At 75.2% G+C, this 16899-nt stretch carries 13 protein-coding genes and 2 pseudogenes; 7 read left to right on the forward strand and 8 right to left on the reverse strand.

From position 1 onward, the window contains the following. Positions 1-121: 121 nt before the first annotated feature. Complete coding sequence (locus ACQP10_RS07065; protein ID WP_433541081.1) at positions 122-1915, forward strand: gamma-glutamyltransferase family protein; 1794 nt, start codon at positions 122-124, stop codon at positions 1913-1915. Positions 1916-2256: 341 nt separating this feature from the next. Here the strand turns inward: ACQP10_RS07065 and ACQP10_RS07070 are convergent, their stop codons facing one another. Continuing rightward, positions 2257-2424: a hypothetical protein gene (locus ACQP10_RS07070; RefSeq protein ID WP_346021986.1), complete on the reverse strand. Its 168-nt coding sequence runs from the start codon at positions 2422-2424 to the stop codon at positions 2257-2259. A 255-nt stretch (positions 2425-2679) separates the two neighbouring features. Between ACQP10_RS07070 and ACQP10_RS07075 the strand changes: the two genes are divergently transcribed. Continuing rightward, positions 2680-3435, forward strand: coding sequence for an SURF1 family protein (locus ACQP10_RS07075; protein ID WP_346021987.1), 756 nt, complete (start codon positions 2680-2682; stop codon positions 3433-3435). 43 nt (positions 3436-3478) lie between these two features. Then, entirely contained in the window at positions 3479-3802 is a 324-nt protein-coding gene (locus ACQP10_RS07080; RefSeq protein ID WP_179819334.1) for a DUF3817 domain-containing protein, read from the forward strand. A 41-nt stretch (positions 3803-3843) separates the two neighbouring features. Here the strand turns inward: ACQP10_RS07080 and ACQP10_RS07085 are convergent, their stop codons facing one another. The 6 genes and pseudogenes from ACQP10_RS07085 to ACQP10_RS07110 all read right to left on the reverse strand — a co-directional run bounded on the left by ACQP10_RS07085 (position 3844) and on the right by ACQP10_RS07110 (position 10438). Then, positions 3844-4038 (reverse strand): hypothetical protein, encoded by a 195-nt coding sequence (locus ACQP10_RS07085; protein WP_179819333.1) that lies wholly within the window; start codon positions 4036-4038, stop codon positions 3844-3846. A gap of 279 nt (positions 4039-4317) precedes the next feature. Further along, positions 4318-5640 carry a serine/threonine-protein kinase gene (locus ACQP10_RS07090; RefSeq protein WP_433541082.1) on the reverse strand — a complete coding sequence of 441 codons (1323 nt, stop codon included), beginning with the start codon at positions 5638-5640 and terminating at the stop codon, positions 4318-4320. Positions 5641-5712: 72 nt separating this feature from the next. Continuing rightward, entirely contained in the window at positions 5713-6315 is a 603-nt protein-coding gene (locus ACQP10_RS07095) for a hypothetical protein (protein WP_433541972.1), read from the reverse strand. Positions 6316-6496: 181 nt separating this feature from the next. Continuing rightward, positions 6497-7210, reverse strand: a pseudogene (locus ACQP10_RS07100) (serine/threonine-protein kinase); the annotation flags it as partial. Continuing rightward, positions 7203-8807, reverse strand: a complete 1605-nt coding sequence (locus ACQP10_RS07105; protein ID WP_433541083.1) for a hypothetical protein — start codon at positions 8805-8807, stop codon at positions 7203-7205. The gene ACQP10_RS07105 and the pseudogene ACQP10_RS07100, both read right to left, overlap by 8 nt. Then, positions 8804-10438 (reverse strand): serine/threonine-protein kinase, encoded by a 1635-nt coding sequence (locus ACQP10_RS07110; RefSeq protein ID WP_346021991.1) that lies wholly within the window; start codon positions 10436-10438, stop codon positions 8804-8806. The genes ACQP10_RS07105 and ACQP10_RS07110 overlap by 4 nt, the downstream gene beginning before the upstream one ends. Before the next feature lie 432 nt (positions 10439-10870). Between ACQP10_RS07110 and ACQP10_RS07115 the strand changes: the two genes are divergently transcribed. The 4 genes and pseudogenes from ACQP10_RS07115 to ACQP10_RS07130 all read left to right on the forward strand — a co-directional run bounded on the left by ACQP10_RS07115 (position 10871) and on the right by ACQP10_RS07130 (position 15417). Further along, positions 10871-11815: a GNAT family N-acetyltransferase gene (locus tag ACQP10_RS07115; protein WP_346021992.1), complete on the forward strand. Its 945-nt coding sequence runs from the start codon at positions 10871-10873 to the stop codon at positions 11813-11815. A 133-nt stretch (positions 11816-11948) separates the two neighbouring features. Further along, positions 11949-12605 (forward strand): response regulator, encoded by a 657-nt coding sequence (locus tag ACQP10_RS07120; RefSeq protein ID WP_433541084.1) that lies wholly within the window; start codon positions 11949-11951, stop codon positions 12603-12605. A 276-nt stretch (positions 12606-12881) separates the two neighbouring features. Further along, positions 12882-13604 (forward strand): annotated as a pseudogene (locus ACQP10_RS07125) (sensor histidine kinase); the annotation flags it as partial. Positions 13605-14058: 454 nt separating this feature from the next. Continuing rightward, positions 14059-15417, forward strand: coding sequence for a DUF4153 domain-containing protein (locus ACQP10_RS07130; protein WP_433541085.1), 1359 nt, complete (start codon positions 14059-14061; stop codon positions 15415-15417). On the opposite strand, the gene ACQP10_RS07135 is transcribed toward ACQP10_RS07130, so the two are convergent. After that, positions 15386-16765 (reverse strand): glycosyl hydrolase family 8, encoded by a 1380-nt coding sequence (locus tag ACQP10_RS07135; RefSeq protein ID WP_346021995.1) that lies wholly within the window; start codon positions 16763-16765, stop codon positions 15386-15388. The two genes, ACQP10_RS07130 and ACQP10_RS07135, sit on opposite strands and share 32 nt — an antisense overlap. Positions 16766-16899 lie beyond the last annotated feature (134 nt).

Below are 16899 nucleotides of genomic sequence, written 5' to 3' on the forward strand. Positions count from 1 at the left end.
TCGACGAGGGCCGCCCGGGTTCGACCGGCGGCGGGCGGGAATTCGACCGAGCTCATGCGAAGGGCTGACAGAACGAGCGAACCGCGAAAGGCTGGGTCGAGCTGACTGTGGGAGGACAAAGATGCTCGATCGCCGTCTCGCCCTGCCCCTCGCCGTGGTGCTGGCCGGGGGATCCGTTCTTTTCACCCAGCCCGCGCTCGCCTCGCCGGCGGGCCACCCGATGTCACCCGGCCACCCGGCGGTGTCCGGCCACCGGGTGGAGAAGAAACCCGTCGCCGAGGGATACGGCGGAGCGGTCGCGACCGTCGACCTGGACGCCAGCCAGGCCGCGTTGGACGTGCTGCGCCGCGGCGGCAACGCCGTGGACGCGGCGGTCGCGGCGGCCGCCACGCTGGGGGTGACCGAGCCGTTCTCGGCGGGCCTGGCCGGGGGCGGGTTCATCGTCTACTACGACGCCCGGAACGGGAAGGTCCACACGATCGACGGCCGGGAGACCGCGCCGAAGGCGATGACCGCCTCCTCCCTGGAGGGCATCCCGTTCGACGAGGCCGTCACCAGCGGGCTGTCGGCCGGGGTGCCGGGCAGCGTGGCCCAGTGGGAGCTGGCCCTGCGCCGCTTCGGCACCCTCTCGCTCCGGCAGGCGCTCCAGCCCGCGATCGAGGTCGCCTCCCGGGGCTTCGCCGTCGACCAGACCTTCCACGACCAGGTCGCCGCCAACGCCGCCCGCTTCGCGGACTTCACCTCCACCGCCCGGCTGTACCTCCCGGGCGGCGCCCCGCCGCGGGTCGGCTCCACCTTCCGCAACCCCGAGCTGGCCGCCACCTACCGCACCCTCGGCAGGGAGGGCGGCGACTGGCTGTACCGCGGGCGGCTCGGCGCGGAGATCGTGGCCACCGTGAAGAAACCCCCGGTCACCCCGGGGTCCACCCGGAACGTGCGGCCCGGCCTGATGGAGCCGTCCGACCTGGCGGCCTACCGGGCGCTCGAACGGCCGCCCACGAAGGTCACCTACCGCGGCATGGACGTGTACGGCATGGCGCCGCCGTCCTCGGGCGGCTCGACGGTGGGCGAGGCGCTCAACATCCTGGAGGCCCTGCCGAGTGTGGGCCTGCACGAGTACCTGGAGGCGTCCCGGCTCGCCTTCGCCGACCGCAACAAGTACGTCGGCGACGTCCCGGGCGTGCCGCTGGAGCAGCTGCTGTCGGACGGTTTCGCCAAGGAACGCGCCTGCCTGGTCGGCGACCGGGCGATGGGCAACCCGGCCCCCGCCGGCAGCCCCGACGGCTCCTACGAGCCGTGCCGTCCCGCCGCCCCGGCCGGCGAGGCCGCCGAGGAGGCTCCGCAGGGGCCGGAGACGACCCACATGGTCATCACCGACAGGTGGGGCGGCGTGGTCGCCTACAACATCACCATCGAGTCCACCGGGGGCAACGGCATCGTCGTCCCGGGCCGGGGCTTCCTGCTCAACAACGAGCTGACCGACTTCACCTTCGGCCCCGCGGCCGGCGACCCCAACCTCCCCGGCCCCGGCAAGCGCCCGCGCTCGTCGATGGCGCCGACCATCGTCCTGAAGAACGGCAGGCCGCTGCTCGCCGTGGGCTCACCGGGCGGCGCGACGATCATCACCACCGTCCTGCAGATCCTCGTCAACCGCTGGGAACTCGGCATGACGATGCCGGAGGCGCTGGCCGCGCCGCGCGCCAGCCAGCGCAACACCGCCCAGACCCAGACCGAGCCCGCGTTCATCGAGCGTCACGGCGCCGAGCTGACGGCCAGGGGGCACGTTTTCGCGCCGACCCCCGAGATCGGCGCGGCCACGGCCGTGGAGTTCCTGCGTGACGGCAGGCTCCAGGCGGTCGCCGAACCCGTACGGCGAGGCGGCGGCAGCGCCCTGGTGCTGCGCGAGCGCCGCTAGCGGGTCATCCGGGTCCTGCCCGCGGATCGTTCGAGTCCTGTCCCGTGGGTCCCCGCCGCGACGGGAACCCACGGGCAGGGGTGGTTCCGCGCGGCGCCGCCGCTTCCACGGCCGGACCGCCTCCGTCCCGGGCACGGGTACGGCGGGCGGCGCGTGTCGGCGCGACCGCTCGCGGACAGGGAGAAGTGATCGCCCGCGGACAGGAGGAAGCGATCGTCCGCGGACAGGAGGAAGTGATCGTCCGCGGATAGGGAAAAGCGCCGGGGAACCCCACCGGCGCCGCTGCTTCGTTAGCGTGTCTCGTCCGAGTCGCGGGCCGCCCGGCCCGCGAACAGGGCGTCTCAGAGCATGAGGTAGACGACCACGGCGATGATGACCAGCACCGCGACCGCTATCGCGATCGGCACGGCCGGCGACTTCTTCTGGGGGGCCGCCTCCGGCTCCGCCCCCTGGGCGAACGCGCGGAACTGCTGGGTGTTGCCGGCCGGGTCAATCTGCGGATCAGACATGGGATGACTTTAGCGATATCGCGGGTTCTTCCACCACCGCTCATGCCATTTTCGCGAAGAGCACGGGCGCTTCCCCAATGCTTCCCCAACGCTTCTCCGGTGCCTCTCCGATGTCTCTTCGGTGCTCCCGGCGGTGCCCGGCGTGGCCGGTGCCCGGGGTTCCCGGAGTGACCCGGGAGAACCGGGTGGCCTGGGACATCGGTGAGACGCGACGCTGGGGACGGGACCGCCGATCCGGGCGGATAGCGTGGTGTCATGCTCCGCATCCTGTTCTCGCCCCGCGCGCTGGTGCTCCACCTGCTCGCGGTCGGGGCCCTCATCACGTGCGCGCTGCTCGGCCGGTGGCAGCTCGGCGTCTTCGAGGACTCCGGGAAGCCCCGCGCGGCGCGTGACCCCGCCCCGGTGGCCGTGCAGACCCTCGCCCGGCAGGGAAGCCACCTGACGAGCGACGCGGTCAGCCGCCGGGTGACGGCGCAGGGGACGTTCGAGCGGTCCAGGCAGCTCCTGGTGGCCGAGCGCGACGGCGGCCTGTGGCTGCTCGCTCCACTCGACCTCGGGGACGGCACCGTGATCCCCGTCGTGCGCGGGTGGGTGCCCCGGGCCGACGACCCGGCCGTCGCCGCGGTGCCGGAGGGGACGGTGACCGTGACCGGGAGGCTGCAGCCCTCGGAGCCCACCGACAGCGTGCCGCGCAGGGCGCGGGCGCTTCCTGCGGGGCAGGTGCTGACCGTGTCGTCGCCCGAGCTGATCAACCTGTGGCCGGGCACCGGTCTGCGCGACGGGTTCGTGGTCGCCGCCGCCCAGTCGCCCGCCCCGGCCGTCGCGGCCAAGCCGGTGAACGTGCCCCCGCCGACCGAACCGGGCGGGCTCACCTGGCGCAACCTCGCCTACGCCGCCCAGTGGTGGATCTTCGGGTTGTTCGCCGTCTTCATGTGGTGGCACTTCCTGCGCGACATGGTCCGCAGCCGTTCCGGGGACCGGGACCCCGGCGCCGAACCGGCCACCGCCTGAGCCGCATATCGTTGCAGTGCCGACAACTCACAGACCGAGGTAGATGACCGTGGAATCCGCCCTCAAGCCCTTTCGCGTCCTGGCCTACATCGTCGGGATCATGCTGCTCGTCCTGTGCACATGCATCGTGCTGCGGTACGGGTTCGACGTCGCGGGGCCGTCGAAGGTCGTCTCGCCGATCCACGGCTTCCTCTACATGCTCTACCTCGTCGCCGCGATGAACCTCGGGATGAAGGCCCGCTGGTCGTGGCCGTACGTCCTGGGCGTGATGCTCGCGGGCACGGTCCCGTTCCTGTCGTTCGTGTTCGAGCGCCGGGTCACCCGCCGCGTGGAGACCGAACTCGCCGCGGCCCCCACAGCCGCCTGAGCACCCGGTCCCCCGGGGCCCAGACGGCCGCCCGGGGGCCGTCAGCGGCCGATGCCGCGCCTGCGGGCGCGGCGGAGCCGCGCGCGCTGGGACGGGTCGAGCATGAGGTAGCCGACCACCGGGGCGGCGACGACGCCCAGGATGATCAACCAGGTGACCACGCTCGGCAGGGGCAGGATCAGGGCGAGCACGATCACCGCGGCGGCCCCGATGGCGTACTTCTGGACGGGCGACATCCTCAACATCCTCCGAACGCGGAGCCGGCGCCCCGCCTTTGGTCCATTCTGCGTCGCCCGTCCAACGAGCGGGCCCGTCCCCCGGGTTCCGGGCGAGATATATCTTGTCCGCCCGCGATCACCACGCCGGCCCGCCCGTGATCACCACGCCGGCCCGCCCGTGATCACCACGCCGGTCCGCCCCGGAGCCTCCGCCGGTCCAGTCCCCGCGAACCCCGGGTACGGCCTCCGCGCGCCCGGGGGCGGGGGCGCGGAGGCCGTGGCCGGCGTCGATACGGTTCAGCGCGTCCGGGACAGGGCTTCCAGGACCCACCGGGTCGCCCGCAACGACCCCGAGCGGGTGCGGTCGCCGGGGTCCTCGGCGCCCCCGCCGCGCTGATACTGGACCGCGACCACGAGGTTGGCCGCGCGGAAGACCACGCCGCTGTTGTAGGTGATCCCGTTGGTGGTGGAGAAGGTGTACGCCTCCGACGCGATGCCGGACTGCGGGGTCGCGGGCCTGACCCGCCGCAGCGGGACGCCGGCCGAGGTCCTGTCCTGTTTCGCCTCGGAGGCCATGAAGCGCGCGTGGTCCGCGTGGGCCTTCTCGTCCGTCGGGTACCGCAGGACCTCGACGGTGAGCCTGTACTGGAGGCTCTCCGGCAGGCTGCGGTCCTCGGTGCCCCAGTCGCACTCGGTCTTCCCCACGGGCCGCGGCTCGGCGGTCAGGGTCAGCTCGGCCGCCTGCTCCTTGGAGATCAGCGAGCAGGGGTCGGGGGCGGTGGCGAAGGAGGCGGGCAGCGTGATCGGCGGGGCGGCCGGGCCGGAGGCGCGGGGCCAGAGCCAGAACGCGGCGCCGGCCAGGAGCGCGACGGCCGCCACCGCGGCCGTGATGAGGTGCCTGCGCCGGGACGCGGGAGGGGCGGGGGCGATCCGCTCCAGGGTGAGGCGGACCGAGGTGGCGTCGGGGCGGTGCGCCGGGTCGGCCGCCAGCAGCCCCTCCACCAGCGGCGCGAGCGGGCCGTGCGTCACCGTCCCGGTGGTGGGATCGGGGTCCGCCAGGGGTATGCCGCCCACCAGCGGCGGGAGGGAGCCCGTGGCCGGGGTCCGGCCCTCCAGGGCGGTGAACAGGGTGGCGCCCAGGTCCCGCAGGTCGTCGGCGGACACGGGGCCGGCCACGCCGGTCAGCACGACCCGGCCGTCCGCGCCGAGCAGCACGGTGTCGGGGGTGGCGGCCAGGCGGACGCCCCTGCCGTGGGCGGCGGTCAGCGCGTCCAGCACCCGCAGGCCCACATCGGCCGCCCGCTCGGGGGCGAGCGGCCCCTCGGCGCGTACGGTCTGCAGCAGCGAGCGGCCGTCGATCGACTCCAGCACCAGCCACATCCGGTCCGGGGCGGAGATCACGTCGTGCAGGGTGACCACGCCGGGGTGGCGCAGGTCGGCGGCGGCCCGTACCTGGCCGAGGAGCCAGTCCCGGTGCGGGCCCGGCGGCGGGAGCCGTACCTCCGAGACGGTGACGTCGCGGTGGAGCACCTCGTCGCGGGCGCGCCAGGCGGTTCCGGTGCGGTCGCGGCGCTCCAGCAGGCGGTAGCGCCCGGCCAGCAGGTTGCTGGGTGTGCTCATGCCGCCCGCTCCGACCCGGCGCGGTCCCGGCCCGGTCCCATGCGGAGTGGCCCTTCCGGGGCGCGGGTCCGCTCAGTCACGGCTGTTCAGCTCCTCGGCGATCTGCCGCGCGACGGTGAGCGCGTTCCCGCGCAGCGCGGCGTCGGGCCGCTTTCCCTTCCGCGACACGTCCACCTCGACCAGCACGTTGCTGATCCGGAAGTGGACCGTCGAGTAGACGCGGTCGAGGGAGGTCAGGTCGAAGGCGAACGCCTCGGCGCCGATCCGGCCCGTGTCGCGCAGCGGGCCGACCGAGCCGACGAGGCCCGTTCCGGCGTCGGCGGCGGTCTCGGTGCGGTCGGCGGCGAAGAACGCCCGCGCCGTCTCCGGCGCGGTCTTCCCCGGCAAGGGCCTGTGGTGGTTGACGGTGACGCGGATCTGCGGAGCGCCCGGCCCGCCGTCCCAGGTGCACGAGGGGCCGTGACCGTCCATGGCGTCCATCGGGAACGGCTTGCCGGTCGGGCCCGCCGCCCGGACCTGGGCGGGGGTCAGCAGGGAGCAGGGGGCGGGGGCGGTGGCGAACCGCCCGGCGCGCGGGTCGGGCCCTGTGGGGGCGGACCTCGCGGGGTCGTCCGAGGAGGTCAGCACCACGGTTCCGGCCACCGCGGCGGCCACCACCGCCAGTCCCGCCCCCACGAGGAGACCGGTGCGGCCCCGCCTCGCCGTCCGGGCCGGCCCCGTCCGCTCCTCGGGGAAGAGCGGCCCGGCGGGCAGCCCCGGGCCACCCGCTGCAGGGCCGCGCGCAGGGCGGCCTCCCGGGCCGCCGCCGGGGATCCTTGTCCAGTACGGCGAGCAGCACCGGGGCCAGCTCGCCCGCCCGCGCGGGGACCGGGGTCTCCTCGGTGAGCACCGCGCCGAGGGTGGCGGCGGAGGAGCCCCGGTGGAACGGCCCGCGCCCCTCGACGGCGGTGTAGAGGGCCGCGCCCAGCGACCACAGGTCGGCCGCGGGGCCGTCGCCGGTGCCGCGCAGCCGTTCCGGGGCGATGTACCCGGGGGAGCCGACGAGCGCGTCGGGGGAGGTGAGCTGGACGTCGCCCTCCAGCGTGGCGATGCCGAAGTCGGTCAGCAGCACCCCGCCGTCGTCGGCCAGCATGATGTTGGCCGGCTTCACGTCGCGGTGCATGATGCCCCGGCTGTGCGCGAGGGCCAGCCCGTCCAGCACGGCCGCCCCGATGGCGGCGGCCCGCCGCGGGTCGATCGGCCCGGAGGCGCGGACCACCTGCTGCAGGGACCGGCCCCGGATGAGGTCCATCACGATCCACGGCCGGCCGTCCTGGGAGATGACGTCGTGCACGGTCACGATGGACGGGTGGCCCAGCCGGGCGGCGGCCCTGGCCTCGCGCAGGGTGCGCTCGCGCATCTCGGCGCGCTGCGCCTCCGGCAGTCCGGGGCCGAGCTTGACCTCCTTGATCGCCACCTCGCGGTGCAGCAGCTCGTCCCGGGCGCGCCAGACCACGCCCATTCCACCCGCGCCGAGGCGGTCGATCGCCCGGTAGCGGCCCGCGAGGACGGGAAGGCCCGGATCAGCCATTGGTCTTGAGGGCCTCGACGACCCAGCGGGCGGCCTTCTGCGCCCCCGCGGCGAGCCTGCCCTCGGCGTCCTTCTCGACGCCGCCCTGCTCGTACTCGACCTCGCCGATCAGGTTGCTGACCCGGAAGACCACGCTCACCTTGTACGACCCGCCGTAAAGGTTGATCTTGCTGTACTTGCCGGTGGTGAACGCCTCCTCGCCGATGCCCTTCAGGTCGCCGGGCGGGGCGGGCTTGGGGGTGGCGAACTCGGCGTCCCTGACGAAGTCCTTCTTCTTGCCCGCGAGGTACTCCTTGGCCCGCTGCACGCCGGAGTCGCTCTGCTTCATGGCGACCAGCCGCACCTGCAGGTCGTACTTCTGCGTGCTCGGCTTGCGCCAGTCCTGCTGGTTGAGCCAGTCGCAGACGCCGGGCTCGACCTCCGAGCTGCGGAAGCCCGGCACCAGCTCCCCGGCCTGCTTCTCGTCGAGCATGTCGCAGGCGCGGGGCGGGGCGGCGAACCGGCCCCCGGGCCCGGCGGAGGCGGACGCGACCGGCTCGTCCGCGGCGGGGTCGCCGGGCGCCGAGGCGAGCAGGTAACCGATGACGGCCGCCATGCCGACGACCAGGACGCCGGTCAGCGCCACGATCGGCTTGGGAACCAGCACCCCGGACCTGCCCCGGGCGTACTCGGTCGGGCCGGTCGGACCCTCCTGGCGCCGGGCGCGGGGCGCCCGCCCTGACCCGGACGCCGCCTCCGGCGTCCCCGGACCCTGGACCGCCTCGTGCGGGACGGGCACGCCGGGGGCGGCCGTCACCGGCGCCGGTCCCATACCGGTGATGGCCGGGCGCGGCGCGGTCGCCTCGGGGTTGGCGGCGGGGTCGTCGTCCGGCGGGTCCGCGACCGCGTTCCCCTGGCCCGCCTGCTCCCGGGCCGGTCCCGCCGGTCCGGAGCCGGCGGGAGGCGCGGGCGGCGGGCCCGCCGGGGACCCCTGGGCGTCCCGCTGCGCCGTACCGGGGGCCGGCGGGAGAGCCTGGGCCGGGACGGGCGGCTGGAACGGCATCGCCGGAGCCGCGCCGGTCAGGGAGATCTCCAGCAGGACGTTGCGCAGCGTCCCCGGGTCGGGCCGCCGCCCCGGGTCCCCGGACAGCAGGTGGGACAGGATCGGCCCGAGCGGGCCGGCGTTGTCCAGCGACCCGCCGGGGGCCGGCGGGCGGCCCTCGACGGCGGTGTAGACGGTCGCGCCGAGCGACCACAGGTCGGCGGCCGGGCCCGTCACCCCCTCGGGGGCGGTGAAGGTCGGCGACCGGAAGGTCGGCCCGAGGAGGGTGACCCGGTCGTTCGGGCCGAGCAGCACCGAGCCCGGCCGCACGTCACCGTGGAGCGTCCCCCGGCCGTGCACGGCGACGATCTGGTCCAGTACGGCCAGGCCGACCGCCGCGGCCTGGCGCGGCGCCATCGGCCCGCCCCGCGCGACCGCGTGCTCCAGCGAGATCTGCTCACCCGGGGACTGCTCCAGCACGGCGGGCAGCGCCGCCCCGGCGGCGGGTTCCGCCTCGGGGGCGGCGTGCCTGCGGCCGCGCCTGCCCTGGGGCCGGGTGACGTCTGGGTCGTTCATCCGCTCGCCTTCTGCTTGTTCAGCGCGTTCGCGATCCAGGTGGCGGCGGTGTGGGCGCCGGCCTGGATCGCCGGGGCGTCCTTGCTGCCGTCCACCACCGTGTATCCGACGTCCAGCACCAGGTTGTCGACGCGGAAGACCACGTGGCTCTGCTCCAGGCGGCCGGTCTTCCGGTTCTCGTAGTAGTCGTAGCCGAACGCCTCGTCCCCGACCGGCTTCACCGGCAGCGGGCCGGTGGTGCGGGTGGACCGGGGGGCGGCCTTGATCTCCGACCAGCTCCAGAGGATCGTCCCGGTCGGCAGGGTGCCGTTGCGCTGGTTCACCAGCAGTTCGTGGGCCTCCCGGGGGCTCTTGCCCCACGGCTTGGCCTGGCCGTTGCCGAGGGGGTCGATCCGCAGGCCGACCCCGGGGACCGCCCACGCGCAGCCGCCGGTGTTGAGCGGCACCCCCTTGGCGTTCACCGCCGGCAGGAGTTTCCTGAGGTCGGCCGCGGCGATCTGCTTGCACAGGTCCACGGGTACGGCGAAGGCGCCCGGCTTCCCGCTCAGCCGGGCCGGTTCGGCCGGGGCGGCGGCGGAGGCGTCGGTGAGGTGGGTCACGCCCATGGTCGCCCCGATGACGGCCGCGATCGCCGCCACCTCGGCGGCCGCCCACAGCGCGACCCGGACTCCGGGACGGTCCGTCACGCGCGCGGCGGGGGCGGGGGCCTGGGCGGGCTCCGGCCCCTTCCCGTGCCGCGGGAAGGCATCCCGTTCCGAGGCCGGGGAAAAGGGCGGGGCGGGGGACGGGACGGGGGGCACGGCGGCCGGCCGGCCCGCGGCGAACTCGCGCAGGGCCTGGGCGACCGCGTCGAAGGACGGCCGGTCCTCGGGCCGGGAGGCGAGCATGCCGAGCAGCAGCGGGCCCAGGGCGCCGGCCCGCTCAGGCGGCCGGGGAGGCTCGGTCAGCACCCGGCTGATCGCCGAGACGGGGGTGTCCGCGGGGTGCGGCGGCAGGCCCTCGACGGCGAAGTAGAGCGTGGCGCCCAGGGACCACAGGTCCGAGGCGGGCCCGCCCCGCTCGCCGCGCAGCCGCTCCGGGGCGATGTAGTTGGGCGAGCCGACCAGGCGGCCGGTCTGCGCCGCGGTGGCCTCGTCCTCGACGACGGCGATGCCGAAGTCGGTCAGCACGGCCCGGCCGGTCCTGGTGAGGAAGACGTTGCCGGGCTTGACGTCCCGGTGCACCACCCCGGCCGCGTGCGCGGCGATGAGCGCGCCCGCGACGCTCACGCCGATCCTGGCGGCCTGGCGCACCGGCAGCGGACGCCCGTCGCGGACCGTCTGCTCCAGCGACGCGCCGGACAGCAGCTCCATGACGAGCCACGGCCGGTCCTGCTCGACGATCACGTCGTGGACGGTGACGATGGACGGGTGCTTGATCCTGGCCGCCAGGTTGGCCTCGCGCAGCGCCGCGTCGCACAGCTCCTGCCGCCGGGCGGGGTCGAGGTCGGGCGGCAGCCGTACTTCCTTGACCGCCACGTCACGGCCGAGCATCTCGTCGGCGGCAAGCCAGACGGTGCCCATCCCGCCCTCGGCGAGCGGGTTGAGCAGCCGGTAGCGGCCCGCTAACAGTCGAGTGTCGATCCCGTTCACCCCGTTCACTGTCCCATCGAGCACAGAAACATAGCCACTTAGCGCGATATGGACCAACGAACCAGGATCTTTCGCATCACCGAAATACCGGTGAACGGAACGGGCGACCGGGAGCTCCGGCCGCCGACCCCGATGAGCCGTCGAGATAGGCGGAACGGACCCGGTCCTCCGGCCGCCGGCCTCGGCGGAACAGGCGGCCGGAGGCTCCGGCCGTCGGCCGCGACGGAACGGTCGTCCGCCCACCGCCCGGATGACCGGTTGATGACCCGGCGCTCCCCCCGATACTCTTGCGGCCTCGCCGACCGAGGTTCGGCTGGCGACGCGACAGAAGACAGGAGGTGAGGAGCCGATGTCCACCCTCGTCACGCGCTCCCGCCTCAGGCGACAGGAAGCCTGAGACCCGGGGAAGCGCACCGCTTTTTCGGAGAAAACGTGTCTGACCTGATTTTCCGCCCGCTCACCGCGGACGACCTCCACCTTTTCCACGCCTACGGCCCGCTGCCCGCCTCCGGTGTCGGCGTCCGCCACGCCCCCTTCGAGAAGCTGGGCTACGACCGGACCGACTGGCTCTGGGTCGCGCTGCGCGGCGAGGAGGTGGTGGCCCGCGCCGCCTTCTGGGGCCCGCCCGGCGCGGAGCACCCGTTCAGCCTCGACTGGTTCGACCCGGGCACCGGCCCCGACCGCGTCGAGGTGGGCGCGGCCCTGCTGCGGGCCGCCTACGCCGCGCTCGTCACGCCGGACTACTCCTCGCCCGTCGGGGACCGCCCCGACTTCCACCTGTTCCTGCCCGCCGACTGGCACGACCGCCCCGACGCCGTCGCCGACGTCTCCGACCGGGTCGAGGCGGCCGAGCGGGCCGGGCTGCGCCACTCCGTGGAGCGGCTCAACCTGCGCTGGACCCCCGAGTACGGCCTGCCGCCCCGCTCCACCCGGCTCACCTTCGCCCCGGCCGACGACGACGAGGCCGTCCTCGACGTGCTGACCCGGATCACCGAGGGCAGCCTCGACGCCTGGGACCGCCACCGTCTCGCCGAGCAGGGGCCGCGGAAGACCGCGGAGGCGACCCTGGAGGACATCGCGGACTTCCCCGGCGGACGCCACCGCTGGCGGCTGGCCTACGACGCCGCGGGCGACGTGGTGGGCATCACGATGCCCACCCGCAACGCCACCGCCGCCACGATCGGCTACATCGGGGTGGACCCCGCGTACCGGGGCCGCCACTACATCGACGACCTCGTCGCCGAGACGCTGCACATCTTCACCGCCGAGGGCGAGCCCGAGGTCAGGGACAGCACCGACGTGGGCAACGCGCCCATGGCGGCGGCGTTCGCCCGGATCGGCTACCGGATCACCGGTCGCCGGCTGATCATGATCTGACCGCCGGGCCTTCGCGTACCCGCGCCCTCCCGGCGCGGGTGCGCGAAACCTTCACAATTATCCGCGGATCGTCTGCACCGCCCCGGTCTACGCTCCGCCTATGGCAACCCCTCAGTAACGACGCGTCCTCCTGGTGGAGGACGACGAGACGATCGCGCGGGCCGTACGGCACCGGCTGACCGCGGAGGGCTTCGACGTGCGGGCCGTCGGGGACGGCGAGGCGGCGCTGGCGGCGTACGCGAGGTCGCGGCCCGACGTGGTGGTGCTCGACCGGCTGCTGCCCGGCCTCGACGGCCTGGAGGTGTGCCGGCGGATGCAGGCGGCCCGGCCGGTGCCCGTGCTCATGCTCACCGCGCTGGCCGAGGAGACGGACCTGCTCGTGGGGCTCGGCGTCGGGGCCGACGACTACATGACCAAGCCGTTCAGCATGCGCGAGCTGGTGGCCCGGGTGCACGCGCTGCTGCGGCGGGTGGAGCGGGCCTCCCAGCTCGCCGGCCCGGACACGGTGATCCGGATCGGCGACGTCGAGATCGACGTCGCCGAGCGGCGGGTCTACACCCGGGGCGCCGAGGCGCAGCTCACCCGGACCGAGTTCGACCTGCTGTGCCGCATGGCGGAGCGGCCCGGCCAGGTCTTCGAGCGGGAACGGCTGCTCTCCGACATCTGGGGCTTCTCCGAGGCCGCCGCCACGCGGACGGTCGACAGCCACGTGCGGGCGCTGCGCCGCAAGCTGGGGCCCGGCGTCGTGCGGACCGTCCACGGCGTCGGCTACGCCCTCGTCCGCCCGTGACCGTGGGCGCCCCCACCCACCGGCCGGGCCCCTCCGCCTCCACCCCCTCCCCACCGACCACGGGATGTGCGCCGATTGAGACCCCTCGACTTCCTGGGCCGGATCAAGGTCAAGCTCGGGCTGGTGATCCTGCTGGCCGTGGTGGTGGCGTTCGTGGTCAACGAGGTCGGCATCAACTCCGGCTACTCGCGCAACGTCCGCGTCGCGGTGGCCGCCGTGCTCGCCCTGGTCATCATGCAGCTCCTCGCACGGGGGATGACCAAGCCGCTGCGCGAGATGGCCGCCGCCGCGCAGACCATCGCCAAGGGCCGGTACGGCCTGCGCGTCACCGCGACCTCCCGCGACGAGGTGGGCGAGCTGGCCCGCGCGTTCAACGCCATGGCGGCCGACCTGGGCGAGGTGGACCGGCAGCGGCGCGCGCTGGTGGCCGACGTCAGCCACGAGCTCCGCACGCCGATCACCGCGCTGCGCGCCGTGCTGGAGAACGTGGTGGACGGTGTCTCCGCGCCCGACCAGGCGACATTGGAGACGGCGCTGGCCCAGACCGAGCGGCTCGGCCGGCTGGTCACCCAGCTCCTGGACCTGTCCCGGCTGGAGTCGGGAGCCCGGCTGATCGAGCTGGAGAACGTCGAACTGCGGCCCCTGTGCGAGCAGGCGCTGCGCGAGGCCGTGCTGGCCAGGGACGGGGTCGCCGCCCGCTGCGAGGTGCCCGGGGGGCTGGGCGTGCGCGCCGACCCCGACCTGCTGGCCCAGGTGCTCGCCAACCTGCTGGACAACGCCGTACGGCACAGCCCCGACGGCGGTGCCGTGGTGCTGACGGCGGCCCCGCGGGACGGCGGGGTGCGGCTGCGCGTCACCGACGAGGGGCCCGGCATCCCGGAGGCCGAGCGGACCCGGGTCTTCGAGCGGTTCTCCCGCCTGGACGCCGGCCGCGCGGCCGACGACGGCGGCGCCGGGCTGGGGCTGGCCATCACCAAGGAGATCGTCGAGATGCACGGCGGCTCCATCCGGGTGGAGGACGGCCCCGGCTGCCGCGTCGCGGTCGACCTGCCGCGGCGCGCCGCCGCGGTCGCCGCCCCGCCCACGGTGGCGCCCGTCCCGATCCGGCCGCTGCCCGTCCCGGCCCCGTCCGGAAGCGGGCTCCCTGACCCGTCGGAACCGGAGATCCCGGGGCCCTCCCGGTGGGAGGTCCCGGCCCCCTCCGCGGACGGGCGACCGGTGACGTTCACCGTTCCGGTCCGGCCGTCGCCCGGACCACCGGAGGCCGGCCCGGCGCCCACCCCGTCCGCGCACGGGAAGGCGGCGAAGCCCTCCCGGCCCCGCGGGGCACGACCGGGGAGTACGTGGCACCGCCAGTGCTGCCCCGGCCCGAGCTGCCCCCCACCCCCGGTGGGCGCCTCCGGCGTGCGCCGCCGTCGGGCTCCTCGCCGCGGTCGCGCTCCCGGGCAGCGCGATGAGCCTAGGGTTCGTCCTGGTCGCCGTGGCCATGGGGGCGGCGGCGCTGCCCGCCGTACGGCGCCGCGTCACCCCCTGGTCGGCGGTGCTCGGCCTGATCGCCTACGGGCTGGTCGCGGTGGCGGCGTTCCGGGACGCCGACTGGCTCGCCGGGCCGCTCCTGCCGGCCGGGTTCCTGCTGGCCGCGCTCGCCCTGTCGGGGGCCGGGCGCGGCTGGGCGGGCGTGCTGCGGGGCGGGGCGTCGGTGGTGCTGGGGCTGCTGCCGGTGCCGTGGTTCCTGGCCGCGCCGGTGCGGCCGGCGAGGGGACTGCCGCTGCGGCGGCGGATCGTGCCGGTGCTCACCGGGGTCGCGCTGAGCGCCGTGCTGGTGGCGGTGTTCGGCGCGCTGTTCGCCTCGGCCGATGCGGTCTTCGCCGAGGCCGTCGCCCGGGTCTTCAGCGTGCGGGACCTGCTGGGCGCGGGGGCGCTGCCGCTGCGGATCCTGCTGTTCGGCCTCTTCGCGGCGGCGACCGCCTCCGCCGTGCTGGTCGGTCTGCGGCCGGTGGCCGAGCCGGAGGGACCGGGCACGCGCCCGGCGGTGAGCCGGGGGCTGTGGGTGCTGCCGCTCGTCGCGCTCGACCTGCTGTTCGGCGTGTTCGTGGCGATGCAGCTCACGGTCCTGTTCGGCACCTCCAGGTGGCTGGTGTCGGCGACCGGCCTGACCTACGCCCAGTACGCCCGCTCGGGGTTCTTCCAGCTCGCCGTGGTCAGCGTGTTCGTGCTGGCGATCGTGGCGGTCGCCTCGGGGACCCTCAGGCTGCGGGGCCGGGAGCGGTGGCTGATGGCCGGGCTGCTCGGCCCGCTCTGCGCGCTGACCATGGTCGTCCTGGTCTCGGCCCTGCACCGGCTGGACCTGTACGTCGGCGCCTACGGCTTCACCCGGCTGCGGGCCTCGGTGGAGGCGGCGATCTGGTGGCTGGGCGCCGTCTTCGCGCTGGTGCTCGTGGCCGGCGCCGTACGGCTCGTCCGGCGTCGCGCCGCCCGGTGGCTGCCCAGGACCATGGTCGCGATGACCGGGGTGGCGCTGCTGGCCTTCGCCGCGTGGAACCCGGACCTGCGGGTCGCCGAGACCCAGATCGCCGTCCGGGGCCCGGACCGGATCGACCACCGCTACCTGGGCGGCCTGGGCGCGGAGGCCGTACCGGTGCTGGACCGGCTGCCCGAGCCGGTCCGCAGCTGCGTGCTGCGGACCGTGGTCGAACGCAACGAGCTGGCCTCGCCGGACCCGTGGAACGGCTGGAACCTCGCCAGGGAGCGGGCCAGGGAGGTGCTGGCCCGCCACCCGGTCAGGGCGTCCAGCGATTGCCGGACACCGTGATCATCGCCTGGAGGGTGACGCTGGCGGAGAAGTAGTCCCGGCGGGTGAACGCGGTGGCGGCCATCTCGTCCCACAGGGCGTCCAGCCACGCCTGGCCGCCGGGGTCGGCCATCGCCGCCACCGCGAACGGGGCGGAGAACGCGAGCTCGGTGTCGCCGGAGAGGCGGCGGCCTGCGAGGGTGCGGCCGGCGCCGATCCGGCCGGGGTCCCCGCCGGTCTCCTTCCTGATCCAGGCGCTCATCCGGCGGACCGCGGCGAGCGACCGGGCGTCCCCGGAGGTCACCGCGTCGTCGCCGATCCGCCAGGGGGTACGGCAGGCGTTCCACCAGTACGCGCCGTCGTGGGGGTCCTCCAGGACCTCCCGGGGCGCGGGCTTCGGGGCGGTGCGGGTGCCGACCACGAAGTCGGCCAGCAGCCCGGTGCCCGGGGCGTACCGCGCCTGCTGGGCGGCGATCAGATCCTGGTGGGCGTCGGTCACGGCGTCCCAGAACGGGTCGCCGGTGGCGCGGCGGAAGGCCCGGAAGTGGCCGATCATCCAGTCGGAGGACCGGCTGACCCAGTAGTACTCGTCGCCGCGGTCGGTCCAGTCGCCCAGTTTGGTCAGCCTGGTGACCGGGTTGATCTCGCCCTCCCTGATCGCGCGGATCCGGTCGAGCGCCAGCCCGCGGTAGTCGAAGGCGCCCGAGCTTCCCCACTGCCGGTCGGCCAGGAGCAGGCCGTAGGCGACGTCGAGGTCGCCGTCGGTGGCGGAGTCGCCGCCGTTCACGCTCTTGCACGAGGCGTCCTGTTCGGCCGCGAGCAGACCGGGGGTGATCGACGAGGGGTGGGCCAGGACGTACCGCAGGAGCCCGTCGAAGATCCTCTTCGCGTCCGGGTCCGCCCCGGCCATGGTGGCGGTGACGACCATGCCGTAGCCCTGGGCCTCGGCCACGTACGGGTGGTCGGCGTCGGGGGAGAGGATCTGGTACCGGTCGTGGCCGCAGTCCCGCCTGACGAAGGCGGCCTTCCACCGCCGGTAGTGCTCGACGACCTTCGCGTCGAGGGCGGCCTGGTCGCCGCTCGGGCGCAGCGTCCCGGCGGCGTAGCGGCCCGCGTGCCCGCCGAACGGCACGCGGGGCGCGTCCGGGGCCGCCGGGGCGGGTGTGCCGGTCGTTCCTCCGGTCCCGCCCGTCGCGGGGGTCCGGGCGGCGGCGGAGCCGTGGCCGGCGCCGCGGGCCGTACCGCCGTCCGCGGCGCAGCCCGCCACCGCGAGCACAGCCGCGGCCAGCGCCGCCGCCATCGGGGCCGCGGCCCGGACCGGGGCGCCGCGGGGACGGCGGGGACGAGGGAGGAACTGCCTTGTGCGCACGGGACGACGGCCTTCCTGCGGGGGAGGTTCCTGGCCTTTGAAGGATGCCACCGCCCACCGGCTCCGGGCGTCACCGGCCCGTCGGTGGGGGACCGGCCGGGGAGAGGACCCCGCGCGGACGCCGTGGGCTTCCG

This window comes from Streptosporangium sandarakinum (genome assembly GCF_050942225.1).
Lineage (GTDB): Bacteria > Actinomycetota > Actinomycetes > Streptosporangiales > Streptosporangiaceae > Streptosporangium > Streptosporangium nondiastaticum.

Excerpts from the sequence above, each read along its gene's own strand:
- ACQP10_RS07065 (WP_433541081.1), top strand. The coding sequence starts at position 122 with ATGCTCGATCGCCGTCTCGCCCTGCCCCTCGCCGTGGTGCTGGCCGGG.
- ACQP10_RS07070 (WP_346021986.1), bottom strand. The coding sequence starts at position 2,424 with ATGTCTGATCCGCAGATTGACCCGGCCGGCAACACCCAGCAGTTCCGC.
- ACQP10_RS07075 (WP_346021987.1), top strand. The coding sequence starts at position 2,680 with ATGCTCCGCATCCTGTTCTCGCCCCGCGCGCTGGTGCTCCACCTGCTC.
- ACQP10_RS07080 (WP_179819334.1), top strand. The coding sequence starts at position 3,479 with ATGACCGTGGAATCCGCCCTCAAGCCCTTTCGCGTCCTGGCCTACATC.
- ACQP10_RS07085 (WP_179819333.1), bottom strand. The coding sequence starts at position 4,038 with ATGTCGCCCGTCCAGAAGTACGCCATCGGGGCCGCCGCGGTGATCGTG.
- ACQP10_RS07090 (WP_433541082.1), bottom strand. The coding sequence starts at position 5,640 with ATGAGCACACCCAGCAACCTGCTGGCCGGGCGCTACCGCCTGCTGGAG.
- ACQP10_RS07105 (WP_433541083.1), bottom strand. The coding sequence starts at position 8,807 with ATGAACGACCCAGACGTCACCCGGCCCCAGGGCAGGCGCGGCCGCAGG.
- ACQP10_RS07130 (WP_433541085.1), top strand. The coding sequence starts at position 14,059 with ATGAGCCTAGGGTTCGTCCTGGTCGCCGTGGCCATGGGGGCGGCGGCG.